Genomic DNA, 26,271 nt, shown 5'->3' on the forward strand with positions numbered 1-26,271 from the left:
CCGCATTCGCGAGCAAGCCCGCTCCCACAGGGGAATGTGGCGGAAGAATATCGGGTCAGCCGCCAATAATTTTCATGATCGTCGCACCGCCCGAGAACGCCACTTCCTGCTTATCGCCCAAGGCCTTCATCAACAGCCCTTGCAGCGCCGGCAGCGCCTGATGGCGCGGTTTGTCCAGCAGGTCGCCGACATAGTGACGGTTGCTCGACGACAGACAGCCATGCAACCAACCCGTGGACGACAGGCGCAGCCGCGAACACGTGCGGCAGAACGGCACGCTTTCGTTGGCGATCACGCCGAAGTAGCCCTTGCCGGGGATTTCATAACGCACAGCGGTGGCGTCCACCGGAGCGTTGGCTTGCAGGTATTCGTATTGTTCGCCGATCAGGCTGAGCAGCTGTTGCAGGCTGACGAATTGCTGCAGGAATGCATTGGAATCCTTGGCCAGGTGGCCCATGCGCATCAACTCGATAAAACGCAGCTCGTAACCACGCTCCAGGCAGTAGTCGAGCAGTGGCATCACCTGATCCAGGTTCTGGCCGCGCAACGGCACCATGTTGACCTTGATCTTGATCCCGGCGGCGCGGGCCTGGTCCATACCGTCGAGCACGCTGGCCAGGTCGCCGCCACGGGCGATGCTGCGGAAGGCGGCGGCGTCCAGGGTGTCGAGGGAGACGTTGATGCGCTTGATCCCGGCCTCCACCAGCAACGGCAGTTTGCGCGCCAGCAGTTGGCCGTTGGTGGTCAGGCTGATGTCACTCAGGCCCAACTGCCCCACCGCGCCCATGAAGGCTTCCAGTTTGGGACTGACCAGCGGCTCACCGCCGGTGATGCGCAGGCGCTCGATGCCCGCCGCTTCGATCAGGTACTCGACACCCCGCGCCATGGCCTCGGCCGAGAGTTCGTCCTGGGCAGCCACCAACCGCTTGCCATTGGGCACGCAGTAGGTACACGCATAATTGCAGGCTGAGGTCAGGCTGATCCGCAAATTGCGAAAACGCCTGCCTTGACGATCAACGATCATGGATCACTCCGGCAGAGGATGATTCGGGCGCGCTAAAAGCTGACTTAAAAATCAGCTTTTAGCAAGAGTCCTTGCCTGAGTATATTCCTGGGGTACTACGCGTGGCAGCAAATCATTAGCTGGCGGGCGTTTCAGCGGGCGGCAGTTCGGTGCTGTGCTTGCGCTTGTTGCCCATGCGCACGCCGATGTCCATCAGGAACTGGAAGAAACCTTCCTGATCTTCCAACACATTGCTCCAGAATGGCGAGTGGTACAGCGCCACGGCACCATGCACCAACGCCCAGGCGGCGCAGTAGTGGAAATACGGCGGTACGTCTTCAAGCTTGCCTTCGCTGATGCGGCCCTTGATCAACAGGGTCAGGCGTTCGAAGTTCGAGGCGCGGATCTTGTGCAGCTCCTCGACCATTTCCGGCACCTGATGGCCCTTGACCACCTTTTCTTCCAGGCGGTCGAACAGGCGATAACGCTGCGGGTCGCGCATGCGGAACTCGAAGTAGGCGCGGGACAGGGCTTCCTTGTCCTTGTCCACATCGGCCGAATGCAGCAGCTCGTTCAAGTCGCGCTCGTAATCGAGCATCAGGCGCAGGTAGATCTCGGCCTTGGACTTGAAGTGCTTGTAGATCGTGCCTTTGCCGATACCCACGGCATCCGCGATCATCTCGACGGTGACGCTGTCTTCACCTTGTTCGAGGAACAGCTTGAGCGCGGTGTCGAGAATTTCCTGCTCACGGCGGCGAAACTCACGGACCTTACGGGGTTCTTTGTGCATGAGGAAGAGGTCTGCAGAGGTGACTATGGGGAGGGTTGCGCAGGGCCACGCAGACGCGGCGATACGATTTACCCGGTGCGAGGGATTATCCCGACTGAACGGTCGTTGGGCAACGCCTATGTGAACCCGTCATGCACTTTAGTTTCAGCGCGCCAACGTTTTCACCGCTCTCAGTCAGAAATAATACGCACAAACTGCGCCTGTGCACCCGCGTGATGAGAACTCAAGCGAAGCGCGTGTATTCCAAATCTGTTTAAAAATCGACCAGTCACGACTGGACTGAATCAGATACTGATCAATACTTGAACTGTCGGCGTGACATCTCCCCCAAGTGACGCGCCGACCCTGGGTACCGACGGACTGCGTGCCCTGTTTTACTCCTAATGGTCTTAACCCGGATTCACCCCCCAGAACCCGGGTTTTTTTTGCCTACGATTTGACGTGGGCCAACGGGAACAGGCGCTTGAAGTTCTGCGTGGTCTGCTCGGCAAAACGCTCGTAGGACTCGCCGCGCAACATCGCCAGGTAATCCGCCACATCCCGCACGTACTCCGGCAGGTTCGGCTTGCCGCGATGGGGGATGGGCGCCAGGTACGGCGAGTCGGTCTCCACCAGCAGGCGATCGGCCGGCACTTGGCGCGCCACATCGCGCAGGGCGTCGGCGTTGCGGAAGGTGACGATACCCGACAGGGAAATGTAGAAACCCAGGTCCAGGGCCGCCTTGGCCATGTCCCAGTCTTCGGTGAAGCAATGCAGCACACCGGCCTGGGGCAACGCGGCTTCGCGCAGCAGGGCCAGGGTGTCGGCGCGGGCGCCACGGGTGTGGACGATCACCGGCTTGCCGGTCTGCTGGGCGGCCTGCAAGTGCAGGCGGAAGGAGGCCTGCTGCAATTCGGCAGCCTCGGGTTCGTAGTGGTAATCCAGACCGGTTTCGCCGATCGCCACCACACGCGGGTGATTGAGTTCGCCCAGCAACCAGTCGAGGGCCGGGGCTTCGCCGGGCTTGAGGTCCAGCGGGTGGATCCCCACCGAGCAGTCCACATCCGCATAACGCTCGGCCAGGGCTTTGACGTCGGCAGCATTGTCGGCGCTGACGCCGATGCACAGGAAGTGCCCTACCCCACGCTGGCGCGCGGCTTCGAGGGCGGCGTCAAGGGAGCCGCCGTGCTGGGCGAGGTCAAGGCGATCTAGGTGGCAATGGGAATCTACGAGCATAGGTAGTTACGACTTAAATCACAGAGAGTGTCTGGCCGACGATACACCCGTCGGCCACGGAAATTAACGGCGGCCGAGCAAACCGACCCACTGCACCAGCAGCGCTTCGAGCAACAGCACGCGGTTGAGGTTGGCTTTGCCGAGCACCTTCTGGCGCTGGGCAAGAATCCAGTCCTGAATGTTGAGCACCTTGTCCTGGGCGCTTTTCTGCGCGAGGTACTGCACGACTTTGCGCATGTCCGGCAGGCCCAGGCCGTTTTCGTCCTGGGTCAACTGGTAGCGCAGGATCAGGCTCGACCAGTCGCAAAACCAGTCGAACAGCAGCAACAGCGGAATATCCTTCCAGGCCGTCTCGGCCAACTGGGTGGCGGACAGTTCCTGCTTGAGCAGTTTCTTCACCCCATCTACCACCAGCGCACGTTGTTCACGCACGCCTTGGGCCTGCAATTTCACCGCAGCCAGCGGCGAACCGGCGGCCAGGGTCAGCAATTCGCCACGCTCTTCTGCGCTGCACTCCGGCAACGCCTGGGCCAGCCACTCGAGGCTCATGGCCTCGCTCGGCAACGGGCAGGCCTGCTGTACACAACGGCTGCGGATAGTCGGCAGCAAACGACTGGACTGGTGGCTCACCAGCAGCAACACCGTATCGCCGGACGGCTCTTCCAGGCTCTTGAGCAGGGCGTTGGCGGCATTGATGTTCATCGCCTCCACCGGCTCGATCAACACGACTTTGCGCCCGCCCATCTGCGCGGTCTGCACCACGAAGCTGACGAGATCGCGCACCTGATCGACCTTGATCGCCTTGTCGGCTTCTTCAGGTTCCAGCAGGTAGTTATCCGGATGGCTGCCGGCCTTGAGCAACAGGCAGGATTTGCACTCGCCACACGCCTCCAGATTGACCGGGCGCTGGCACAACAGGCTGGCCATCAGACGCTCGGCAAGCGGGCGCTTGCCGATGCCAATCGGCCCGTGCAACAGGTAAGCGTGGGCGTGCTGGGCACGGCCGGCCAACTGTTGCCAGAGGCTGGCCTGCCACGGGTAGGCTTCAGCCACGGGCGCGCTCCAGCAACGTGGGCAGCAAGGCATCGATGGCGTGCTGCACCTGGGCCAAGGGTTGGGCAGCGTCCAGCAGGTAGTAGCGTGCAGGCTCGGCCTTGGCACGCGCGAGAAACGCGCTGCGCACCGCGTCGAAGAATGCACGGCCTTCCAGCTCGAAGCGATCCAGGCGACCACGGGCACTGGCGCGGGCCAGGCCGACTTCCACCGGCAGGTCGAATACCAGGGTCAGGTCGGGACGCAGATCGCCTTGCACGAAGGTTTCCAAGGTGGCGATGCGCGCCAGGGACAAACCGCGGCCGCCGCCCTGGTAGGCGTAGGTGGAATCGGTGAAGCGGTCGCAGATCACGACGGCACCACGGGCCAGCGCCGGGCGGATCACTTCAGCCAGATGCTGGGCGCGGGCAGCGAACACCAGCAGCAGTTCGGTATCCGGATTCATCGGCTCGTCACCCGGGGCCAGCAGCACTTCGCGGATGCGCTCGGCCAGCGGCGTGCCACCGGGCTCACGGGTCAACACCACCTCGACGCCATCAGCGCGCAAGCGCTCGGCCAGGTAATCGCGGTTGGTGCTTTTGCCGGCGCCTTCAGGGCCTTCCAGGGTAATAAACAAGCCAGTCACGGGCAGTCCTTAGTCAGAGTCATTGCGGGCTTTGCGGTTCGGCAGGCGCATCGGCCGGTGGTGTTGCGTCTTCTGCCGGCTTTGCCGCAGGCGCCGGGCTGGAGCGGTAATCGGCGCGGCGCTTGAGTTGGAACTCGCGCACGGCGGCATTATGCGCATCCAGGTCATCGGAGAAAATATGGCTGCCATCGCCACGGGCGACAAAATACAGGCTGCTGCCCGGCACCGGGTTCAGCGCGGCATGGATCGCTTCGCGGCCGACCATGGCGATGGGCGTCGGCGGCAGGCCGGCAATCATGTAGGTGTTGTAGGGGTTGGCTTCCTTGAGATGGGCACGGGTCAACTTGCCGTTGTAGCGCTCACCCAGGCCATAGATCACCGTCGGGTCGGTCTGCAGCAGCATGCCGATCTTCATCCGGCGCACAAACACCCCGGCAATCTGGCCGCGCTCTTCCGGCACGCCGGTCTCCTTCTCCACCAGCGAAGCCATGATCAGCGCCTGGTAGGGCTCGGTATACGGCACATCGGCAGCCCGCTTGCTCCACTCCTGGGCGAGGACATCGTCCAAGCGGTTGTAGGCTTTTTTCAGGAACTCGACGTCGGTCATGCCGCGTACGAAACGGTAGGTGTCGGGGAAGAAGCGCCCTTCCGGAAACACGCCGGGGTGGCCAAGCTTGTCCATCACTTCGCTATCGGTGAGGCCTGACAGGGTTTGCACGATCTTTTCATGCTTGGCCAGGGCCGAGCGTACTTGGCGGAAGTTCCAGCCCTCCACCAGAGTCAGGCTGTATTGCACCACTTCGCCACGCTGCCACAGGCCGATCAAACCTTGTGCGGTCATGCCGGGGGTCATGCGGTATTCGCCGCTGTGCAGGGGCTGGCCGTCGAGATTGAAACGCCAGTAAAGACGCAGCCAGAAGGCGCCGTCGAGCACGCCGTCGGCTTCGAGGCGATTGAAGGTGCCGGTAGGCGTCGCCCCGGCCGGTACGTCGAGCAGCTGCTCCTGGGTCAGGTTCAGGGGCTGCTTGAGGGCAGCGTCGTATTTCCAGGCGCCATAGCCCAACAGCAAAGCCGCCGAGAACAGACCAACCAGCAGCAGTACAACCAGTTTTCGTATCAACTCAAATATCCAATAGCGCGCGAACAATGCCTTGCAGTTTACGGGTGAGCGGCCCAACCGACCAGCTCATCGCAGCGCAGGCACGCACCGGCCAGATGCCATAAACGCTGTTGCAAACGAAGACTTCATCGGCGTGCTGCAACTGTTCGATGCTGATGTCAGCCACGGCCACCGGGATGCCCAGGGTTTGCGCCTGGGCCAGAATCTCGGCGCGCATCACGCCGGCAACGCCGCAACGGGTCAGATCGGCGGTTAGTAACAAGCCGTTGCGCACCAGGAACAGGTTGCTGAATACGCCTTCAATGACCCGCCCGGACGTATCCAGCATCAAGCCTTCGGCGTGCTCGGCATCCTGCCATTCGGCGCGGGCGATCACTTGTTCCAGGCGGTTGAGGTGCTTGAGGCCGGCCAGCAGGGGCTGCTCGGCCAAGCGGGTGGCGCACGGAAACAGGCGGATGCCGTCGGTTCCATGGGGCGGGGGATAGGGAGCGGGCGGACTGCCCTGCAAGATACGGCGCAGCGGCGCGCCGGGGTTGAGGCCATAACCTCGCAGGCTGTCGCCACGGGTGAGGATCAACTTGAGAACACCGTCGCCGAGGGCGGCGGCATAGGCCTGCACTTCGCTGCGAATCACACTGTGATCCGCGGCGAGAGCGAGGCGCCTGCAACCGTCTTCAAGACGCTGCAGGTGGCGGTCGAGCAGCACAGGCTGCCCAGCCTTGACGGCGATGGTCTCGAAGAGCCCATCGCCATACGCCAGGCCGCGATCTTTCAGAGGCACGCTGTCCGCTGGCTGACCGTCGACCCAGCTGTCCATCACTCGGCGAACCGGCGGAACACCAGGGAACCGTTGGTGCCACCAAAGCCGAACGAGTTGGAGATCGTCACGTCGATCGGCATCGGTTGCGGTTCATGCGGCACGAAGTTCAGATCGCAGCCCTCGTCCGGCTCATCCAGGTTGATGGTCGGCGGAGCGACCTGATCCTTGATGGCCATCACACTGAAAATCGCCTCGACCGCGCCCGCCGCACCCAACAGGTGACCGGTCATGGACTTGGTGGAACTGACCGCCAGCTTGTAGGCGTGTTCGCCGAACACCGACTTGATGGCCTCGGCTTCCGCCAGGTCGCCGGTCGGGGTCGAGGTGCCGTGGGCGTTGATGTACTGCACCTGGTCCGCATTGATCTTCGCGTCGCGCAGGGCGTTGGTGATGCAACGTGCAGCACCGGCACCGTCGGACGGTGGCGAAGTCATGTGGTAGGCGTCGCCGCTCATGCCAAAGCCGATCAGCTCGGCGTAGATGGTGGCGCCACGCGCCTTGGCGTGTTCCAACTCTTCCAGCACCAGGGCGCCGGCACCGTCGGACAGCACGAAACCATCACGGCCCTTGTCCCACGGACGGCTGGCACGGGTCGGCTCGTCGTTGCGGGTCGACAGCGCACGGGACGCGCCAAAGCCGCCCATGCCAAGGCCGCAGGCAGCCATTTCAGCGCCGCCGGCGATCATCACGTCAGCTTCGTCGTAGGCGATGTTGCGCGCCGCCATACCGATGCAATGCGTACCGGTGGTGCACGCGGTGGCGATGGCGTAGTTAGGTCCCTGTGCGCCCAAGTGGATGGACAGGAAGCCGGAAATCATATTGATGATCGAGCCCGGCACGAAGAACGGTGAAATTCGACGGGGGCCAGTATCGTGCAGGATGCGGCTGGTTTCTTCGATATTGGTCAGACCACCAATACCCGAACCCATGGCCACGCCGATGCGATCACGGTTGGCGTCGGTAACTTCCAGGCCGGCATTACGCACTGCCTGAAAACCGGCGGCCAGGCCGTATTGAATGAACAGGTCGAGTTTGCGGGACTCTTTGATCGAGAGATATTCCTCGACATTGAAACCCTTTACCGAGCCGCCAAAACGGGTGGAATAGGCAGAAAGGTCCGTATGTTCAATCAGACCAATACCACTGCGGCCAGCCAGAATGCCCTGCCAACTGCTCGGCACATCCGTACCCAGTGGCGACAACATACCCATACCGGTGACTACGACGCGTCTACGCGACACAGCACTCTCCTTTTTCTAATGACGACACTTTGCTTCAGGCTCACTTTTCGTCAGAGCTAAAGAAAAAACCGCACGCTGTAACAGCAGTGCGGTTTTTCCCAACAGCAAGCGACGACTAAAAACTATTACGCCTGATGGCTGGTAACGTAGTCGATAGCAGCTTGAACAGTAGTGATTTTTTCAGCTTCTTCGTCCGGGATTTCGGTCTCGAATTCCTCTTCCAGAGCCATCACCAGCTCAACGGTGTCAAGGGAATCGGCACCCAGGTCTTCTACGAAGGAAGCAGTGTTGACCACTTCTTCTTCTTTGACGCCCAGTTGCTCGGCAACGATTTTCTTGACGCGCTCTTCGATGGTGCTCATACCTTGTTTAACTCCTAATGGACAAATTCAGGCAGCTGGCCAGTGGGTAAGTGTATAGAAAGCCTTTTCAGCTTTTCAACTGAAAGCTTCACCCACGTACCCGGTCGGCCACCTGCCTATAAATTAAGTTGCAGCTTTATAACGGATTTTAGACAGCTCGTATGACATTTTTTTGAAGCAATCCGTCACAATTTAACTCATGTACATCCCGCCGTTAACCGGGATTGTAGCCCCAGTCACGTATGCCGCACCGTCGGATGCCAGGAAAGTGACCACATTCGCGATCTCTTGAGCCTGGCCCAGACGGCCCAGCGGAATCTGCGTCAGCAAGGCTTCACGCTGTGCTTCCGGCAGCTCGCGGGTCATATCGGTGTCGATGAACCCTGGGGCCACCGAGTTGACCGTAATCGACCGCGAACCGACTTCACGTGCCAATGCACGGCTGAAACCTTCCAGACCGGCCTTGGCGGACGCGTAGTTTACTTGGCCTGCGTTGCCCATGGCACCCACTACGGAGCCAATATTGATAATTCGGCCCCAACGCGCCTTGGTCATGCCGCGCAAAACGCCCTTGGACAGGCGAAACAGACTGTTCAGGTTGGTATCGACCACGTCGTACCACTCGTCGTCTTTCATGCGCATCATCAGGTTGTCGCGGGTAATACCGGCGTTGTTTACCAGAATAGCCGGCGCGCCGAACTGCGCAGTGATCTGGGCCAATACGGCAGCCACGGACTCATCGCTGGTCACGTTCAGCTCAAGGCCGGTGCCTTGTACGCCGTTTTCCTTCAGGGTCGCGGCGATACGCTCGGCGCCCGAAGCGGAAGTGGCGGTGCCGATCACGATGGCGCCTTGGCGACCCAGTTCGAGAGCGATGGCCTGGCCAATACCACGGCTTGCGCCAGTAACCAGTGCAACTTTACCTTGCAGACTCATGCAGGCTTCTCCTAATTCTTCAGGCCAGTGCTGCGCGAGCGGCAGCAAAGGCATCCGGGGTATTGAGGTTAGCGGTCGACACGCCGTCGGCGCAGCGCTTGTTCAGGCCGGCCAGGACTTTGCCCGGGCCGCACTCGACCAGTTCGGTGGCGCCATTGGCGGCCAGGGTCTGGACCGATTCAACCCAGCGTACCGGCTTGTAGAGCTGCTCCAGCAGGTCGCGCTTGAGGGTATCGAGGTCGGCAGCCACGGCCGCGCTGACGTTCTGCACCAGCGGGATCTGCGGCGCCTGCCAGTTGATGGCGGCGATGGACTCGGCAAAACGCTCGGCTGCCGGGCGCATCAGCTCACAGTGGGACGGCACGCTTACCGGCAACGGCAACGCACGCTTGGCACCACGAGCCTTGCAGCCTTCGATGGCGCGCTCGACTGCTGCCTTGGCACCGGCGATCACCACCTGGCCAGGGGAGTTGAAGTTCACTGCGCTGACCACTTCGCCCTGGGCCGCTTCGGCACAGGCTTCGATCACCACTGCGTCGTCCAGGCCCAGGATTGCAGCCATGCCGCCCTGCCCCGCCGGAACGGCTTCTTGCATCAGTTGACCACGACGCTCGACCAGCTTGACCGCTTCACCGAGGGTCAGGCTGCCCGCCGCGACCAGGGCGCTGTATTCACCCAGGCTGTGACCGGCAACGAATGCCGGACGCGCGCCGCCTTCGGCCAGCCACAAGCGCCACAGGGCGATCGAAGCGGTCAGGATGGCCGGCTGGGTCTTGTCGGTTTGATTGAGCTGCTCTTCCGGCCCTTGCTGGGTCAGAGCCCACAGGTCGTAACCCAGGGCATCGGAAGCTTCCTTGAAAGTGTCCAGGATCAGCGGGTATTGCGCGCCCAGCTCGGCCAACATGCCGAGGGACTGCGAACCCTGCCCTGGAAAGACGAATGCGAGGGATGTAGACATGTAACAAGCCCCTAATGATCTGGTCGTCAAAAATGAACGCGCCTACGATGGGAGCGCACGAAACTGACAGATTGGATGGTCAATTGAACTGGCCGGTCACATTTAAGCATTTCCGGGCCGATTCGCCTAAGGCAACAGGTCTTCAAGACGGCCATGCAAGCGTTGCGGCAGGTTTTCCTGGATCTCGATCAGGGCTCGCGCAATCGCGCTTTGAAAGCCTTCTACACCGGCCGAACCATGGCTTTTCACCACAATGCCCTGCAGGCCGAGAAAGCTCGCACCGTTATGCCGCGCCGGCGCCAGATCAGCCTGCAGGCGCCGCATCAACGGCAGCGCCAGGGCACCGACCAGGCGCGACGCAAAACCTTGCCTGAACAACGCCTCGATGCGCGCGGCGATCATGGTCGCCAGCCCCTCACTGGATTTGAGCAGGATATTGCCGACAAACCCGTCGCACACCACCACATCCGCCTCGCCCCGGTACAAACCATCACCTTCGACGAAGCCGATGTAGTTCAAGCCGCGTGCGCCTTGAAGCAGCGTAGCGGCGAGCTTGACCTGCTGGTTGCCCTTGATGTCTTCGGTGCCGATATTCAGCAGCGCCACTCGCGGGCGAGCCACGCCTAGCGCTTCGGCAGCCACCGAGCCCATGACGGCGAACTGGAACAGGTGCTCGGCACTGCAATCGACGTTCGCGCCAAGGTCCAGCAGTTGGCAATAGCCCTTCTGCGTCGGAATGGCCGCGACCATCGCCGGCCGGTCAATGCCTGGCAGCGTCTTGAGTACATAGCGCGACAACGCCATCAACGCCCCGGTATTGCCCGCACTGACGCAGGCTTGCACCTTGCCATCGCGCAGCAACTCAAGCGCCACCCGCATTGAAGAGTCAGGCTTGCCACGCAGGGCAGCCGCCGGCTTCTCATCCATGGTGATGGTTTCGCTGGCTGGCGTAATCGTCAGGCGCGCGCGATCCACCGCCGGATGGCTGGCAATCAGTTCTTCAAGTAAGGAGGGTTGACCGACAAGGGTCAGGTGCAGCGAGGGCGTTGCAGACAGGCTGGCAATGCAGGCCTGAACAATGCTGCGGGGACCGAAGTCCCCGCCCATTGCGTCTATCGCGATGACTAGAGCAGACAAGTGATTACTCGTCAGCGCCCTTGTCGATCACTTTACGACCACGGTATACGCCTTCTGGCGATACGTGGTGACGCAGGTGAATTTCACCAGTGGTTTTTTCTACAGACAGAGTGCTTGCCGTCAGGGCGTCGTGCGAACGACGCATGTCACGGGCAGAGCGGGATTTTTTGTTCTGCTGAACAGCCATAATTGATTAACTCCTAAACGTTTGGGTCACGCTTTAACTGCGCCAATACACTGAACGGGTTGGACCGCGTTACCTCGTCCTCGCTCGGTTCGGACTCGTCATCGAGCCCCTCCGGCTGCTGGCATTCTTCCGGATGATGAGCAGGCACAATGGGCAAGGCGAGCAGAAGCTCCTCCTCGATCAGTGCATGCAGATCCAATGGATCTTCGCCCAGTTCCAGCACGTCATAACCTTTCGGCAACGACTGGGTATTCGCACCCTCCTTTACCACAGCGTAACTGCATTCGCTGTGAATCGGCAGGGTGACCAGCTCAAGACAACGCTGGCAAACCATTTTGACTTCGGTGTCGATAAAGCTGTGAATTACCACAGATTTACGTTCATCTCGTTCAAAAACGAATTTCGCCTGCACCGTACCGACAGTGTCGGAAAGCGGGTCGCAGAGTCTCTCCAAATCGGCCAGCAGCAATTCACCTTGAAGGGAAGTGCCACGATCAGCCAATTTGCGCGGGTCAACGTGAGGTGGAATCGGGTCATTCAACATAGGCGCAGCATTATAGGGATGCACCCAGCCATGTCAAAGGAAATTCAGCCCTGTCCGTCGCCAGGAGTCCTCGCTAGAATCCGCGACTGCCCTGAGGAGACACCCATGCTGCCTTTATTACTCGCTTCCAGCTCGGTTTATCGCCGGGAATTGCTCGGCCGCCTGCACTTGCCGTTCATCTGCGGCTCGCCGGACATTGACGAAAGCCATCGCGCCAATGAGTCTGCCGTTGAGCTGGTCAAGCGCCTCGCCACAGAAAAAGCCCGCGCCCTTGCCGCCGAGCACCCAGGGCATTTGATCATCGGCTCCGACCAAGTAGCAGCGCTCGACGGACGGATCATCGGCAAACCCCACACCTTCGAGAACGCCCGTGAACAATTGCTGGCGGCGAGCGGCAAGCGCGTCAGCTTCCTCACCGGCCTGGCCCTGCTCAACAGCAACACCGGCCACTGCCAGGTGGACTGCGTGCCATTCACGGTGCAGATGCGCGTACTGGACGCCGAGCGAGTCGAGCGTTACCTGCGCATTGAGCAGCCGTATGACTGCGCAGGCAGCTTCAAGGCCGAGGGGCTGGGCGTGAGCCTGTTCCAGAGCACCGAAGGGCCGGATGCCACCAGCCTGATCGGGCTGCCATTGATTCGACTGGTGGATATGCTGCTGGTCGAAGGCGTACAAATCCCCTAAGCCCACCACAAAACCAAATGTGGGAGCGGGCTTGCCCGTGAATGCAGTGGATCAGCCAATACATCAGATGACTGAAACACCGCATTCGCGGGCAACCCCGCTCCCACATTTTGATCTACACCAGGTTCGAAATCTCAGCGCAGGGTCGGGCCCTGAAAGCCCATGTACAGCGCGAGTTTCTCCGCCACGCTGGCACCCAGCTTCTTGGAGAACCGATCAAACGGCGATTCCTGCACAGTAAAGTCCACCAGCTCTTTCTCGCCGACCACGTCCCGCGCCACCGAGCTGGCACTGCCCAACCCATCGATCAAGCCCAACGGCAGCGCCTGCTCGCCAGACCAGACCAAGCCGGAAAACAGCTCCGGATGCTCCTTATCCTTCAGCCGATCCCCGCGCCCCTGCTTCACGCTGGCGATGAACTGGCGATGCGTGGTGTCGAGCACACCCTGCCAGAACTGGGTCTCATCAGGCTTCTGCGGCTGAAACGGGTCCAGGAACGACTTGTGCTCACCCGACGTATAGGTGCGACGCTCCACACCCAGCTTCTCCATGGCGCCGACAAAGCCATAACCGGCCGCCGTCACGCCAATGGAACCGACCAGGCTGGCCTTGTCGGCGTAGATCTGGTCAGCGGCACTGGCGATGTAATAGGCACCCGAGGCACCCAGATCGGAAATCACCGCATACAGCTTGGTATCCGGGTGCAGGCCGCGCAGGCGACGAATCTCGTCATACACGTAACCCGACTGCACCGGACTGCCGCCCGGGCTGTTGATACGCAGGATCACACCCTTGACCTTGGGATCTTCAAACGCCGCGCGCAGACTGCTGACGATGTTGTCGGCACTGGCAGCCTCCTTGTCGGCAATCACCCCACGCACCTCGATCAAGGCGGTGTAGTTGCTGCCACGGGCGGCACTCTTCTCCATGTCCACCAGCGGACTGAACAGCACCAGCATGCCGAGCAGGTAAGTGAAGGTCAGCAGCTTGAAGAAAATCCCCCACCGCCGCGCACGACGCTGCTCCTGGACGCCAGCCAGGAGGGTCTTCTCCAGCAGCTTCCAGCTCTTGTCTTCACCATTCTCGGCCTTTTCAGGCGCTTTCCACTCATCACTCATGCCAATAACCCCAGCAAAGACTTAGTGAGCCTGACCGAGCCAGGCCTGCAATTCGGAAAAATGATTGATCGTCAGCCGTGGTTCGTACTGCTGCAAGGCTTCAGCGGACTGGGCGCCATAACTGACCGCAACACAGTCCATGCCCGCGTTGCGCGCCATCATCAGGTCGAAGGAGGCATCGCCCACCATCAACGCCTGGCGCGGCGCTACGCCGCAATGGGCGAGGATCTGCTCCAGCATCAACGGGTGCGGCTTGCTGGCGGTTTCATCGGCAGCGCGGGTAATGTCGAAGTAATCTTCCCAGCCATGGGCCCTGAGCACGCGATCCAGCCCGCGACGGGCCTTGCCGGTAGCGACCGCCAGGTGGTAACCCTCGGCGCGGAACGCGGCCAGGGAATGCACCACCCCCTCAAACAACGGCGAAGGCTCGGCCTCCAGGGCGATGTAGTGGTCGGCGTAATGTTCACGGAACGCGATCAGCTCAGCATCGCTGATCTCGGGGTACAGGGTGCGGATCGCTTCGGGCAGGCCCAGGCCGATGATGCCCTTGACCGCATGATCGCTGCACAACGCGTAACCCGAGCGGGTCGACGCAGCGTGCATCGACTCGACGATCCGGCCAATCGAATCGGCCAACGTGCCGTCCCAATCAAAAATCAGCAGCTTGTAGTCAGGGTGCGACACTCAAACGCTCCACGGTCTTGGCCCACATCTCGTCGACCGGGGCCTGCAGCTTCAATTCGCCGCCATCCGGCAGCGGCACAGTGAGCATGTAGGCGTGCAGGAACAGGCGTTTGCCACCCAGGTCGCGGATTTCCTTGGAGAAATCCTCGTCGCCGTACTTGGTATCACCGGCGATGCAATGCCCGGCATGCAGGGTGTGCACACGAATCTGGTGGGTTCGCCCAGTGACCGGCTTGGCTTCGACCATGGTGGCAAAGTCGCCGAAGCGGCGCAGCACCTTGAACAGGGTCAGGGCTTCTTTGCCCTCCTCGTCCACCTCCACCATGCGCTCGCCGGAGCGCAGGTTGCTCTTCTGCAGTGGCGCCCGCACGCTCTTGATCGAGCTGGCCCAGTTGCCACGCACCAGCGCCATGTAGCGCTTGTCCACGCCATCGCCACGCAGGGCGGTGTGCAGGTGGCGCAACATGCTGCGCTTCTTGGCGATCATCAGCAGGCCGGAAGTGTCACGGTCCAGGCGGTGGACCAGCTCCAGCTCCTTGGCATCCGGACGCAACTGACGAAAGGCTTCGATCACGCCGAAATTCAGGCCGCTGCCGCCGTGGACGGCAATGCCGCAAGGCTTGTTGATCACGATCAGCTTGTTGTCTTCGAAGACAATCGAGGCTTCCAGGCGCTGCAACAGGCCCTGGGCCAGCGGCACAGGCTCGTCACGTTCCGGCACGCGCACCGGCGGCACACGGACGATATCGCCCGCCTGCAGCTTGTACTCGGGCTTGATCCGGCCCTTGTTCACCCGCACTTCACCTTTACGCAAGATGCGGTAAATCAAGGTCTTGGGCACGCCTTTGAGCCTGGCCAGGAGAAAATTGTCGATGCGTTGGCCGGCATATTCCGGCGAGACCTCGAGCAGCTGGACGCTGGGGGTCTGGGGGGCGGTAGTCGTCATGGCGGCGATGATAACAATTTTTTATGGAATTGAAGCACTTAATCATTGCTGCTATAGTCGCGAACGCCGCCAAAAGCGGCCTGGCCAGAGGACATGCGGCATACAGCCGGCCCTGACCATCGCAATTCATCAGGACGCGAGGCCGTCCTACGGGGCTTTCGCCACCTTGGAAGGTTCAGGATTGTAACGAGCGCAGGTGACATGAGGCCTGAAGCGAGTGCAGAAAGCAGAGTGAATACTCGCGTTTTGCGCCGATATTTACGGCCAGTTCACAAAGTGCAGTCAGTCTTGGGCCAGACCATGGCGAATGCTTCGGAAACAACGCCTGTTAAGAGCTGAGTGAGAGCGCAGTCGCCCACACCTAGTCTTGTTTAGCCATGAGCGTGTTCTCCCCATTGGAAAACACGGTAAATGCCAACCCGCTGCGGATTCTGCGCGCGGCAGCACCCGAATTATCAGGGATACGTGTAGGGTGGAGATGCACAACCGTCGGACCGTGTAGCACTAGGCTTATATTTAGACGCTTCATCTCGTCCACAGTCGCCGGTTGATTCCTCCTCCTGACCTTAGCTTTTGTTGAAGTGGTGCCTTGGTCACCACAGCAAACAAGCAGGACGCGTCCGTCGCGCCGTTGCCCCCTTTGGGCAGATGTCGCTGGACACTGGAGTGGCCAACCACTCTTGACGCACCTGACACCGACCGTGAGAAGTCGTGTGTGCCGAACGCCGTTTCCGGCAGCCCGGAAACCGACGGTACAACATGAAAAGAATGCTGATTAACGCAACTCAACCCGAAGAGTTGCGTGTTGCACTGGTAGATGGCCAACGCCTCTACGACCTGGACATCGAATCCGGTGCACGCGAGCAAAAGAAGGCCAACATCTATAAAGGCCGTATTACTCGCATCGAACCAAGCCTTGAGGCTGCCTTTGTCGATTTCGGCTCCGAGCGCCACGGCTTCCTGCCACTCAAAGAAATCTCCCGCGAATACTTCAAGAAAGCCCCTGAAGGCCGCGTGAACATCAAGGACGTCCTGAGCGAAGGCCAGGAAGTCATCGTCCAGGTGGAAAAAGAAGAACGTGGCAACAAGGGCGCAGCCCTGACCACCTTCATCAGCCTGGCTGGCCGTTACCTGGTCCTGATGCCGAACAACCCACGTGCCGGCGGCATTTCCCGTCGCATCGAAGGCGAAGAGCGCAACGAACTGCGTGAAGCGCTGAACGGCCTGGTTGCACCGGCCGACATGGGCCTGATCGTTCGCACCGCCGGCCTTGGCCGCAGCAGCGAAGAAATGCAGTGGGACCTCGACTACCTGCTGCAACTGTGGACCGCCATCAAAGAAGCGTCCCTGGATCGTTCCGCGCCATTCCTGATCTACCAGGAAAGCAACGTGATCATCCGCGCCATCCGCGACTACCTGCGCCAGGACATCGGCGAAGTGCTGATCGACAGCGTTGAAGCCCAGGACGAAGCCCTGACCTTCATCCGCCAGGTGATGCCGCAGTACGCCAGCAAGATCAAGCTGTACGAAGACAGCGTGCCGCTGTTCAACCGTTTCCAGATCGAAAGCCAGATCGAGACCGCCTTCCAGCGCGTAGTCGAACTGCCTTCCGGTGGCTCCATCGTGATCGACCCGACCGAAGCCCTGGTGTCCATCGACATCAACTCGGCGCGCGCAACGAAAGGCAGCGACATCGAAGAAACCGCCCTGCAGACCAACCTGGAAGCGGCTGAAGAAATCGCCCGCCAGCTGCGCCTGCGTGACATCGGCGGCCTGATCGTGATCGACTTCATCGACATGACCCCAGCCAAGAACCAGCGCGCCGTGGAAGAGAAAGTCCGCGAATGCCTGGAAGCTGACCGTGCCCGCGTGCAAGTCGGCCGCATCTCGCGCTTCGGCCTGCTGGAAATGTCCCGTCAGCGCCTGCGTCCATCCCTGGGCGAGAGCAGCGGCATCGTCTGCCCGCGTTGCAACGGCACCGGCATCATCCGTGACGTTGAATCGCTGTCCCTGGCAATCCTGCGCCTGATCGAAGAAGAAGCCCTGAAAGACCGCACCGCCGAAGTCCGCGCGCAAGTGCCGATCCCGGTTGCCGCGTTCCTGCTCAACGAAAAACGCAACTCGATCACCAAGATCGAACTGCGCACCCGTGCCCGTATCGTCATCCTGCCGAACGATCACCTCGAAACGCCGCACTTCGAAGTGCAGCGCCTGCGTGATGACAGCCCGGAAGCCCACAGCGGCCAGTCCAGCTACGAAATCGCCGCTGCTGCTGCCGAAGTGGAAGAAGTCCAGCCAGCCGCTGCGACCCGCACCCTGGTTCGCCAGGAAGCCGCCGTCAAGACCGCGCCAGCCCGTGCCAACGCACCGGTCCCGGTTGAAGCCGCCGCTCCGGTTGCCGCACCGGCCGCCCTGCCTGAGCCAAGCCTGTTCAAGGGCCTGGTGAAGTCGCTGGTCAGCCTGTTTGCCACCAAGGAAGAGCCTGCTGCTCCGGTTGTGGTTGAAAAACCAGCGGCCGAGCGCCCGGCGCGCAACGAAGAACGTCGCAACGGTCGCCAGCAGAGCCGTAACCGCAACGGCCGCCGTGACGAAGAGCGCAAGCCACGCGAAGAACGTGCACCGCGTGAAGAGCGCGCACCACGTGAAGAGCGTGCTCCTCGCGAAGCCCGTGAAGAGACTCCAACCGTAGCCCGCGAAGAGCGTGCACCGCGTGAAGAACGCGCACCACGCACCCCACGTGCCCCACGTGAAGATCGCAAGCCACGTGGCGAGCGTGAAGAACGCGTGCGTGAACTGCGTGAACCGCTGGACGCAGCACCTGCCGTCGCCGCTGCTGGTGCCGCCGCTGTTGCTGAAGAGCGCCCGGCTCGCCAGCCACGAGAAGAGCGTGCGCCACGTGAAGAACGTCAGCCACGCCCACCGCGTGAAGAGCGTCAGCCACGTGCCGAACAGGCCGCCGCTGCCAGCGAAGACGAAGAAGTACTGAGCGCTGAAGAGCAGTCGCAGGAAGACGGTCAGGACGGCGCCGAAGGCGATCGCCCACGCCGCCGCTCCCGTGGCCAGCGTCGTCGCAGCAACCGTCGTGAGCGTCAACGTGACGCCAACGGCAACGTGATCGAAGGCTCGGAAGAAGCCGGCGAGAACGCAGAAGCAGCCACTGGCACCGAACTGGCTGCCGGCCTGGCCGTGACCGCGGCCGTTGCCAGCTCGGTCATCAGCGCATCGGCTGAAGCCCAGGCCCACGAGCAGGCTGAACGTGCGACCGCTGCTGTCGAAGAAACCGCCGCAGTTGAAGCACCCGTCGCCGAAACCCCAGTGGTAGAAGCGCCGGCTGTTGAAGTGCCTGTTGCCGAAGCGCCGGCTGTAGAAGCAACCACACCAGTCGAAGCGCCGGTTGTTGCGCAAGTCGAACTGGCACCGGTTCACGAAGCCCAGCCAGAAGTCGAAGTGATTGCGGTAGAAGCGGCACCGGTCGTTGAGCCTCAGCCAGTGGTTGAAGCCGTGGTTGAAGCACCCGTTGTCGAAGCCGCCCCGGAAGTTCGTGAAGTTCGTGAAGAGCAGACCGCCTTCCAGTGGACCGCCGAGCCAGCCGCCCCGGTTGAAGCGCCAGCGCCTGCCCCTGTGGTAGAAGAAGCGCCGGCTCCGGTTGCCGAAGCTGTCGTGGTTGCAGAACCTGCTCCAGTGGCTGAGCCAGCACCGGTTGTCGAGCCTGCACCCGTGGTTGAAGCGCCAGTGGTTGCCGAAGTCGCCGCTCCGGTGGTTGAAGCAGCCCCGGCCAGCGCCTTGACCGAAAACGGCCGTGCGCCGAACGACCCACGTGAAGTGCGTCGTCGTCGCAAGGAAGCTGAAGCAGCCGCCGCTGCCGCTGCACAGGAAGCAGAACACGAGAGCAAACCTCTCGCCTGATTCCAGCAGCGACTAAAAAGCCCCGCCTGAGTGATCAGGCGGGGCTTTTTGATGCTTCCAATTTGCCATGCAGTTCAATCCGAGCGAGGTGGTGTGAAGCTCAAGAGTTGCGGCAAGTCGACATCCCAAAGCACCCCCGGGTCGTCCACCAGCACCTCCTGCACCGATGCCGACACAAACAACGCCCGCCCTCCACGATCACCGCTCAGCGCCATCAACTGCGGCCCAAACGCGGCCCCAAACGCCACAGGATGCCCATGCCGCCCGCTCTGCACCGGCACACGAATGCCATCCACCTCCAGCCCCTCCACCACCCGCTCAATACTCGCAGGCTGAATAAACGGCATATCCCCCAGCACCACCAGCCAACCGTCAGCCGAACCACTGGCCGCAACCGCCGCCGCAAGGCTGTCGCCCATACCTGCAGACTCCAGCAACAACACCTCACAGCCATACGCCCTGGCCAGACGAACCACCTCATCCCGCCCCGATGAAGTCACCACCCAGCGCCGTACAATGCTCGCCGGCAGGTTCAGCAGCACCTGCTCGATCACCGGTCGCATCACGCCATCCAGGCCCATGCAGGCGGCCAACAGTTTGTCCTGGGCATCGCCCGCTTCAGCGCGGAACCGTCTGCCCTGCCCTGCCGCCAATACAAGCGCAGTGACCGTCACGACACCACGCCATTTTTGATCGCGACAATTTCCGCCAGCAGCGATAGCGCGATTTCCGCCGGTGTATGGCTGCCGATATACAAACCAATCGGCCCATGCAAACGCGCAATCGCCTCTGCCGACAACCCCAGCGCCGCCAAGGTTTCCCGGCGCTTCTGCGTATTGACCCGCGACCCCAGGGCGCCAATGTAGAACGCCGGCGAATTCAACGCCGTCAGCAACGCCATGTCATCCAGGCGCGGGTCATGGGTAAGGCAGACGATGGCCGTACGTTCATCGGTGTGGATATTCAACACCGCTTCGTCCGGCATGCCCGGCACGAAGCGGCCGTGCTGCTGCTCCCAGCCGTAGACGAACTCTTCCCGCGGGTCGCAGATCAGTACCTCGAAATCCAGCAGCCGCGCCATTTGCGCCACGTAGCGCGACAGTTGGCCGGCGCCGATCAGCAACAGGCGCCAACGCGGACCGTAAATCGCACGCAGGCGCTCGCCGTCGAAGGTCACCGCATCGGTCTTGTTCGCCTCGCTCAGTGTCACCTCGCCGGTCGCCAGGTTAAGTTCACGGGCGACAATCTGGTGGGCCTCGCAGCGCTCCAGCAATTGCGACACCCACTCCCACTCATCAACACGCTCCTCGGTCAGGCGCAGGGTGCCGCCGCACGGCAAGCCAAAACGCGCCGCCTCATCGCGGGTGACACCGTAAGTCACCAACTGCACCGGCGGCCCATCGGCCGGCAAGCGACCGTCTTGCAGCCGCGCGATCAGGTCATCCTCGATGCAACCGCCAGACACTGAGCCGATCACCACACCATCACCACGCAAGGCCAACATTGCCCCCGGCGGCCGTGGCGCACTGCCCCAGGTCTGCACGACGCTGTACAACACCACACGCTGCCCGGCGCGACGCCATTCGAGCACGCTGCGCAGGACATTCAGATCAACGCTGTCCATCAAACCTCCAGCAAGCTTTACAACGGCAAACAGATTCACCCACTGTAAACCAGAAACGCAAACGCCCCGAACAGGTCGGGGCGTTTGTGTATCGCGGTCGGCGTCAGTTCACGCCGGCAGCAGCTTACTTGACGGTAGGTGCAGGGCCTTCGGCCACGCCCAGGTCATCCAGTTCACGGGTTTCCGAGATACCGGTACCGCCGGACGCCAGCTCGCTTTGCAGCTTGTCGGTGTCCAGTTCCTTGACCCACTTGGCCACAACCAGGGTGGCCACGGCGTTACCAACCAGGTTGGTCAGGGCGCGGGCTTCAGACATGAAGCGGTCGATACCCAGGATCAGCGCCAAGCCGGCAACCGGCAGGTGGCCTACGGCCGACAGGGTTGCAGCCAGTACGATGAAGCCCGAACCGGTCACGCCCGCAGCGCCTTTGGAGGACAGCAGCAGCACCAGCAGCAGCGTGATCTGGTGGGTGATGTCCATGTGGGTGTCGGTCGCCTGGGCGATGAACACGGCCGCCATGGTCAGGTAGATCGACGTACCGTCGAGGTTGAAGGAGTAGCCAGTCGGGATCACCAGGCCTACTACGGATTTCTTCGCGCCCAGACGCTCCATCTTGATCAGCATGCGTGGCAGTGCGGATTCGGAAGACGAAGTACCCAGAACGATCAGCAGCTCTTCACGGATGTAGCGGATCAGCTTGATCACGCTGAAACCGTGAGCGCGGCAGATAGCGCCCAGCACCACCAGCACGAACAGCACGCAGGTGATGTAGAAGCAGATCATCAGCTGGCCCAGTTGCACCAGGGAACCTACGCCATAGGCACCGATGGTGAACGCCATGGCGCCCAGGGCACCGATTGGCGCGAGCTTCATGATCATGTTGATGATGTTGAACATCACGTGGGCGAAGCGATCGATGAAGTCCAGTACCGGCTTGCCGTAGGCACCCAGGCGGTGCAGGGCGAAACCGAAGATCACCGAGAACATCAGCACTTGCAGGATGTCGCCGTTGGCGAAGGCGCCGACGATGGTGTTCGGGATAACGTTGAGGATAAAGCCAACGATGCTCTGGTCTTTACCGGCAGTCACGTAGGCCGCGACTTTCGAAGCGTCCAGGGTAGCCACGTCGATGTGCATGCCGGCGCCCGGTTGTACAACGTTGACCACGACCAGGCCGATCAGCAGCGCGATGGTCGAAACGATTTCGAAGTACAGCAGCGCGTAGCCGCCAGTCTTGCCGACCGATTTCATGCTTTGCATGCCAGCGATGCCGCTGACAACGGTGCAGAAGATGATCGGGGCGATGACCATTTTGATCAGTTTGATGAACCCGTCACCCAATGGCTTGAGGGCCACGCCGGTATCCGGATAGAAGTGACCGAGCAAAATACCGATAACGATTGCAACGATCACCTGGAAATACAGGGATTTGTAGATTGGCTGACGAGTCGTCATTGCAAAATTCCTCAATCGTCCCGTGTGGCAAAGATCCGCCATTGCCCACGACACTTGAATTGCGAACCCTCCTGCACTGGAGGGATTTGTTGTTTGCGAGGCCTGTCGGAGCGGCCTGCGCTGTAATCTATATCGCAAACGTCGTGCCACTTCTCTGAAAAACCCTGAAGGCCTTTAGACATCAGGGCTGAGGCTTTTCAGGCGCCCTCCAGCGCGCCGAATCAGGTGGCGGATTTCCGCCCACTCGTCCAATCACGTCCTACAATTTGGCGGATATCCGCCTTGTCGCCCTCCCCCCGGCTGGCTACCATCCGCCATTCCATGGACGAGGCCTTCGCATGCGTGAACGTACCATCGCCAGTCATTACGCCCGAGCAGCCCTCGGCGGTGCGCGCCGGGCGGGTTACGACTATTCGGGCCTGCTGCAACAACTGGGCATCACCCCCGAACTGCTGAGCGAACCGCGCGCCCGCATTGCCCCGGAGCAATTTACCCGGCTGCTGCAAATGCTCTGGCTGGGGCTGGATGACGAATACCTGGGCTTTGCCGAAGGCCCGAGCAAGCGCGGCACCTTCGCCATGATGTGCCACGCGCTGATCCACTGCCGCACCCTGGAGAAGGCGCTGGAACGCGGCTTATTATTTTATAGCCTATTCCCACAGGGCCCGCGCTGGCAGCTGACACGCGAAGGCGACATGGCCCGCTTGAGCCTGGACGACTCACAGCTGTGGGACCCGGATCACTTCCTCAGCGAATGCCTGCTGGTGATCTGGCATCGCCTCGGCAGTTGGCTGATCGGGCAGCGCATCCGACTGAACCAGGCCACCTTCAGCTACCCGAGGCCAGCCCATGCCGGAGAGTACGACCTGCTGTTCCCCTGCCCCCTGGTGTTCGGCGCGCCGCACAGCAGCCTGGTGTTTCCCGCGCGCTACCTGAGCCTGCCGCTGTTGCAGGACGAGCGCACGCTCAAGCACTTCCTCGAACGCTCGCCTGCCGACTTGCTGTCACGCCCGGACGAAGGCGACAGCCTCAGCAGCCAACTGCGCCGCTTGCTCAGCCGCGACCGCACGCCCTGGCCGGACCTGGAAGCGGTTGCCCAGCACCTGCACATCAGCCCGCAGACACTGCGGCGGCACCTGCGCGAAGAGGGCACCAGCTTTCAGGCACTCAAGGATGAGCTGCGGCGGGACATCGCCATCTATCACCTGGGACGGGCGGATTTGTCGTTGCAGCAGATTGCCGAGCAGTTGGGGTTTTCCGAGCCGTCGGCGTTTCACCGAGCGTTCAAGAAGTGGACGGGGGTGACGCCAGGGGCTTACCGGGCGCAGGAGAGTTAGAGGTGTGTTGCTTGTACTGGCGTCTTCGCGAGCAAGCCCGCTCCCACACTTGATTGCATTCCAACGTTGGAACTCGGTCGAATGTGGGAGCGGGCTTGCTCGCGAAGAGGCCAGCATGACCAATAAAGATCAAACAGCCGGAAAGTGGATCTTGAAAGCAGCCCCACCCAACGGCGAATCCCCCAAGGTCAGCCGCGCACCGTAGCTCTCAATGATGTCCTTGACCACCGCCAACCCGATCCCCTGCCCCGGATGCTGGCGGTCCAGCCGCTCACCCCGTTGCAGAATCCGTGCACGCTGATCCGGCGGCACGCCCGGCCCGTCATCCTCGACGCACAACTCGATGCCTTCGAGGCTTTCCACCAGGCGGATACGCACTTGGCGTACACACAGGCGGTAGGCGTTTTCCAGCAGGTTGCCGAGCAGTTCAAGCAAGGCGCCCTTCTCGATCGGCACATAGCACTCGTCCGGCAAATCGAAGGACACGCTGACGCGCTTGTCGCGGTAGACCTTGTCCAGGGTGTCGCACAGGCTTTGCAGCACCGGTTCCAGACGGACCTGATGGCGCACCAGGCCACTTTTGCGCAGGCTGGCGCGCTGCAGTTGGTAGCTGATCTGCTGGCTCATGCGCTCGATCTGCGATTGCAGCACCCAGGCCTGGTCGCGGTCTTCCGGGCGCTGGGCCATGTCTTCGCTCACGCCCTGCAGCACAGCGAGCGGGGTTTTCAGGCTGTGGGCCAGGTCGTCGAGGGAATCGCGGTAGCGCGCCCGCTGCTCGCGCTCGCTGGCCAGCAAACGGTTGAGGGAACCGGTAAGACGCAGCAGTTCGCGGGGGTGTTCTTCGGAAAGGCTTTCACGGGTGCCGCCTTCGATCTGGTCCAGTTCCTGGCTCAAGCGTCGCAAGGCTTGCAGGCCCCAGGTCAGGCCCAGCCACAATAGCGTGAGCAGCACCAGCAAGGCCGCGCCGAACCCCAGGTAGAGGTTTTCGCGCAGGCCTTCGAGGGTCAGCTGGTATTCACGCACCGGTTGCAGGGCGACGATACTGAACGCCGCACTCTTGCCACCGAGCAACTTGACCTCGACGTCATAGACAAAGAACTCCTGGCCATTGGCCTCGCGAATCCGCGCAAACTCATTGCCGCGCCCGTCGTAGCGCGGCTTGTAGTTGATGTTCTCTTCTTTGGTCGCCCGCGAGCGCCACACCAGGTGGCCCTCACGGTCGTAGATATAGCCGAGCAGGCGGCTATCGGTGAGGTTGAAGCGCTCGTCCGGCAACTGCGCCGGCATCAGCAGGCGGTTGTTTTCCACACGGGCGGCGGAAATCAGGGTGGTGACGTCCGACGCCAAGCGCTGCTCGATGGAATCCTGCAACGCCAGGCTGAACGCGCCTTGCATCGCCGGCAGCAAACCGAGCATAAACAGCACGGCCAGGGTGGCGGCCGCCAGCATCAGGCGCACGCGCAGCGAGCGAATCAAAGGCAGCGCTCATTGAACAGGTAGCCCAGGCCACGCACGGTGTCGATCGGCTTGAACCCGCCCGGGCCTTCCAGCTTGCGGCGCAGGCGGCCGACCAGCACTTCGATCACGTTCGGATCGCGCTCGTCGTCATCCGGATAGAGTTGTTCCATCAGGCGGTCCTTGGCGACCACTTGCTGATGGTGACGCATGAGGTATTCGAGAATCCGATACTCGTACGCGGTCAACGCCAACGGCTGTTCATCGAGGGACGCTTGCTTGCGATTGAGGTCCAGCAACAAGGGCCCGGCGACGATGGTCGACTGCGTGAACCCGCTGGAGCGGCGCAGCAAGGCGTTCATCCGCGCTTCCAGCTCTTCGAACTGGAACGGTTTGACCACATAGTCGTCGGCCCCGGCGGCCAGGCCTTCGACCTTGTCCTGCCAGTTGCCACGGGCGGTGAGGATCAGGATCGGGAAGGTCTTGGCCTGGGTACGCAGTTGGCGGATCAGATCCAGGCCGCCCATGCCGGGCAGGCCCAGGTCAATGATCGCCAGGTCATGGTTGAATTGGCCGGTCTGGTACAGCGCTTCTTCGGCATTGGCCACGGCCTCGACCACATGCCCGCTGTCGGTCAGGCGGGTCAACAGGTGATGGCGCAGCAGCGCCTCATCTTCCACCACCAGCAATTTCATAAGGCTCTCCAAGGCAAATCAACTGTCCGACAGAGGGACATCATAGCGGCCCTGCAAGTCTTGCGGGCGCAGTTTAGTGCCATTGTAGTGGCCCGTCAGGTGTGCGTAGCCGGCACGGTAGGCCGGTTGCGCGGCGGTCAAGCCCAGGGCCTGGCCCCACGGCGTAGGCTGGCTGCCCGCATCTTCAAAGCTGACACGCTGGATCAGCGTGCTGGATTTCTTGGTTTTTTCGCTACCGAATGCAGCAAAGGCCGCGTCCGAGGCCTGGGCCCCGGCGGTGGCGCTGAGCATGGTTAACGCCAACATCAGCTTTTTGATCGCAGTCATGGTGCTTACCTCTATGCGTTTGGCTGTAGGGCCAGACTACGCAGGCGC

26 protein-coding genes are annotated in these 26,271 nt (G+C 61.5%); 3 read left to right on the forward strand and 23 right to left on the reverse strand.

The annotated features are described in order from the left end of the window. Window positions 1-55: 55 nt before the first annotated feature. From OPU96_RS16415 to OPU96_RS16480, 14 genes are all read right to left on the reverse strand, one after another. Window positions 56-1,024, reverse strand: coding sequence for a GTP 3',8-cyclase MoaA (locus tag OPU96_RS16415; protein WP_192300685.1), 969 nt, complete (start codon window positions 1,022-1,024; stop codon window positions 56-58). A gap of 115 nt (window positions 1,025-1,139) precedes the next feature. Beyond that, window positions 1,140-1,793, reverse strand: a complete 654-nt coding sequence (locus tag OPU96_RS16420) for a TetR/AcrR family transcriptional regulator (protein WP_192300684.1) — start codon at window positions 1,791-1,793, stop codon at window positions 1,140-1,142. A 429-nt stretch (window positions 1,794-2,222) separates the two neighbouring features. Beyond that, window positions 2,223-3,008, reverse strand: a complete 786-nt coding sequence (locus OPU96_RS16425; RefSeq protein ID WP_226457560.1) for a TatD family hydrolase — start codon at window positions 3,006-3,008, stop codon at window positions 2,223-2,225. A 63-nt stretch (window positions 3,009-3,071) separates the two neighbouring features. Then, entirely contained in the window at window positions 3,072-4,061 is a 990-nt protein-coding gene (locus tag OPU96_RS16430; protein ID WP_498559369.1) for a DNA polymerase III subunit delta', read from the reverse strand. After that, window positions 4,054-4,686: a dTMP kinase gene (gene tmk / locus OPU96_RS16435; RefSeq protein ID WP_192300681.1), complete on the reverse strand. Its 633-nt coding sequence runs from the start codon at window positions 4,684-4,686 to the stop codon at window positions 4,054-4,056. Before tmk ends, OPU96_RS16430 begins: the two co-directional genes overlap by 8 nt. Before the next feature lie 19 nt (window positions 4,687-4,705). Next, window positions 4,706-5,806 carry an endolytic transglycosylase MltG gene (gene mltG / locus OPU96_RS16440; RefSeq protein ID WP_192300680.1) on the reverse strand — a complete coding sequence of 367 codons (1,101 nt, stop codon included), beginning with the start codon at window positions 5,804-5,806 and terminating at the stop codon, window positions 4,706-4,708. Window position 5,807: 1 nt separating this feature from the next. Next, window positions 5,808-6,623: an aminodeoxychorismate lyase gene (gene pabC / locus OPU96_RS16445; RefSeq protein ID WP_498559370.1), complete on the reverse strand. Its 816-nt coding sequence runs from the start codon at window positions 6,621-6,623 to the stop codon at window positions 5,808-5,810. Beyond that, window positions 6,623-7,867: a beta-ketoacyl-ACP synthase II gene (gene fabF, locus OPU96_RS16450; protein WP_192300678.1), complete on the reverse strand. Its 1,245-nt coding sequence runs from the start codon at window positions 7,865-7,867 to the stop codon at window positions 6,623-6,625. Before fabF ends, pabC begins: the two co-directional genes overlap by 1 nt. A gap of 125 nt (window positions 7,868-7,992) precedes the next feature. Continuing rightward, complete coding sequence (gene acpP, locus OPU96_RS16455; RefSeq protein ID WP_003175607.1) at window positions 7,993-8,229, reverse strand: acyl carrier protein; 237 nt, start codon at window positions 8,227-8,229, stop codon at window positions 7,993-7,995. Between the two features lie 192 nt (window positions 8,230-8,421). Then, window positions 8,422-9,165: a 3-oxoacyl-ACP reductase FabG gene (gene fabG, locus OPU96_RS16460; protein WP_192300677.1), complete on the reverse strand. Its 744-nt coding sequence runs from the start codon at window positions 9,163-9,165 to the stop codon at window positions 8,422-8,424. Window positions 9,166-9,184: 19 nt separating this feature from the next. Continuing rightward, window positions 9,185-10,123, reverse strand: a complete 939-nt coding sequence (fabD, locus tag OPU96_RS16465) for an ACP S-malonyltransferase (protein ID WP_021491483.1) — start codon at window positions 10,121-10,123, stop codon at window positions 9,185-9,187. A 126-nt stretch (window positions 10,124-10,249) separates the two neighbouring features. Next, complete coding sequence (plsX, locus tag OPU96_RS16470; RefSeq protein WP_192300676.1) at window positions 10,250-11,260, reverse strand: phosphate acyltransferase PlsX; 1,011 nt, start codon at window positions 11,258-11,260, stop codon at window positions 10,250-10,252. Window positions 11,261-11,264: 4 nt separating this feature from the next. Further along, a complete protein-coding gene (gene rpmF / locus OPU96_RS16475; RefSeq protein WP_008152339.1) occupies window positions 11,265-11,447 on the reverse strand; it encodes a 50S ribosomal protein L32 in 183 nt (60 codons plus the stop codon). A 13-nt stretch (window positions 11,448-11,460) separates the two neighbouring features. Next, the gene (locus OPU96_RS16480) at window positions 11,461-11,991 is read right to left on the reverse strand and encodes a YceD family protein (protein ID WP_015885435.1); all 531 of its coding nucleotides are present in this window, start codon (window positions 11,989-11,991) and stop codon (window positions 11,461-11,463) included. Window positions 11,992-12,096: 105 nt separating this feature from the next. On the opposite strand from OPU96_RS16480, the gene OPU96_RS16485 reads away from it, so the two are divergent. Beyond that, window positions 12,097-12,675: a Maf family protein gene (locus OPU96_RS16485; protein ID WP_498559371.1), complete on the forward strand. Its 579-nt coding sequence runs from the start codon at window positions 12,097-12,099 to the stop codon at window positions 12,673-12,675. 134 nt (window positions 12,676-12,809) lie between these two features. Here the strand turns inward: OPU96_RS16485 and OPU96_RS16490 are convergent, their stop codons facing one another. From OPU96_RS16490 to rluC, 3 genes are read right to left on the reverse strand one after another with little or no spacing between them, the layout of a single operon-like run. Further along, on the reverse strand, window positions 12,810-13,793 hold the full coding sequence (locus tag OPU96_RS16490) for a S49 family peptidase (protein WP_226457556.1): 984 nt from the start codon (window positions 13,791-13,793) through the stop codon (window positions 12,810-12,812). Window positions 13,794-13,814: 21 nt separating this feature from the next. Then, the gene (locus OPU96_RS16495) at window positions 13,815-14,477 is read right to left on the reverse strand and encodes an HAD-IA family hydrolase (protein WP_192300673.1); all 663 of its coding nucleotides are present in this window, start codon (window positions 14,475-14,477) and stop codon (window positions 13,815-13,817) included. After that, window positions 14,464-15,423 (reverse strand): 23S rRNA pseudouridine(955/2504/2580) synthase RluC, encoded by a 960-nt coding sequence (rluC, locus tag OPU96_RS16500; protein WP_033901273.1) that lies wholly within the window; start codon window positions 15,421-15,423, stop codon window positions 14,464-14,466. Before rluC ends, OPU96_RS16495 begins: the two co-directional genes overlap by 14 nt. A 759-nt stretch (window positions 15,424-16,182) precedes the next feature. On the opposite strand from rluC, the gene rne reads away from it, so the two are divergent. Next, the gene (gene rne / locus OPU96_RS16505; RefSeq protein ID WP_498559372.1) at window positions 16,183-19,329 is read left to right on the forward strand and encodes a ribonuclease E; all 3,147 of its coding nucleotides are present in this window, start codon (window positions 16,183-16,185) and stop codon (window positions 19,327-19,329) included. A 74-nt stretch (window positions 19,330-19,403) separates the two neighbouring features. Here rne and OPU96_RS16510 read toward each other — a convergent pair whose 3' ends face one another. The 3 genes from OPU96_RS16510 to OPU96_RS16520 all read right to left on the reverse strand — a co-directional run bounded on the left by OPU96_RS16510 (window position 19,404) and on the right by OPU96_RS16520 (window position 22,409). Then, window positions 19,404-20,003 carry a nucleotidyltransferase family protein gene (locus OPU96_RS16510; RefSeq protein ID WP_498559373.1) on the reverse strand — a complete coding sequence of 200 codons (600 nt, stop codon included), beginning with the start codon at window positions 20,001-20,003 and terminating at the stop codon, window positions 19,404-19,406. Then, window positions 20,000-20,953, reverse strand: a complete 954-nt coding sequence (locus OPU96_RS16515) for an XdhC family protein (RefSeq protein ID WP_192300670.1) — start codon at window positions 20,951-20,953, stop codon at window positions 20,000-20,002. The genes OPU96_RS16510 and OPU96_RS16515 overlap by 4 nt, the downstream gene beginning before the upstream one ends. 124 nt (window positions 20,954-21,077) lie before the next feature. After that, window positions 21,078-22,409, reverse strand: a complete 1,332-nt coding sequence (locus OPU96_RS16520) for a dicarboxylate/amino acid:cation symporter (RefSeq protein ID WP_192300669.1) — start codon at window positions 22,407-22,409, stop codon at window positions 21,078-21,080. 338 nt (window positions 22,410-22,747) lie between these two features. On the opposite strand from OPU96_RS16520, the gene OPU96_RS16525 reads away from it, so the two are divergent. Next, window positions 22,748-23,746, forward strand: a complete 999-nt coding sequence (locus OPU96_RS16525; protein ID WP_226457552.1) for an AraC family transcriptional regulator — start codon at window positions 22,748-22,750, stop codon at window positions 23,744-23,746. Between the two features lie 129 nt (window positions 23,747-23,875). Here the strand turns inward: OPU96_RS16525 and OPU96_RS16530 are convergent, their stop codons facing one another. Genes OPU96_RS16530 through OPU96_RS16540 form a run of 3 tightly spaced genes read right to left on the reverse strand, consistent with a single transcriptional unit; the run spans window position 23,876 to window position 26,223 of the window. Next, window positions 23,876-25,222, reverse strand: coding sequence for an ATP-binding protein (locus OPU96_RS16530; RefSeq protein ID WP_192300667.1), 1,347 nt, complete (start codon window positions 25,220-25,222; stop codon window positions 23,876-23,878). Next, the gene (locus OPU96_RS16535) at window positions 25,219-25,896 is read right to left on the reverse strand and encodes a response regulator transcription factor (RefSeq protein ID WP_192300666.1); all 678 of its coding nucleotides are present in this window, start codon (window positions 25,894-25,896) and stop codon (window positions 25,219-25,221) included. Before OPU96_RS16535 ends, OPU96_RS16530 begins: the two co-directional genes overlap by 4 nt. A gap of 18 nt (window positions 25,897-25,914) precedes the next feature. Beyond that, entirely contained in the window at window positions 25,915-26,223 is a 309-nt protein-coding gene (locus OPU96_RS16540; RefSeq protein WP_192300665.1) for a hypothetical protein, read from the reverse strand. Between the last annotated feature and the right edge of the window lie 48 nt (window positions 26,224-26,271).

The sequence above is a fragment of the Pseudomonas sp. RP-B7 genome (genome assembly GCF_059803535.1).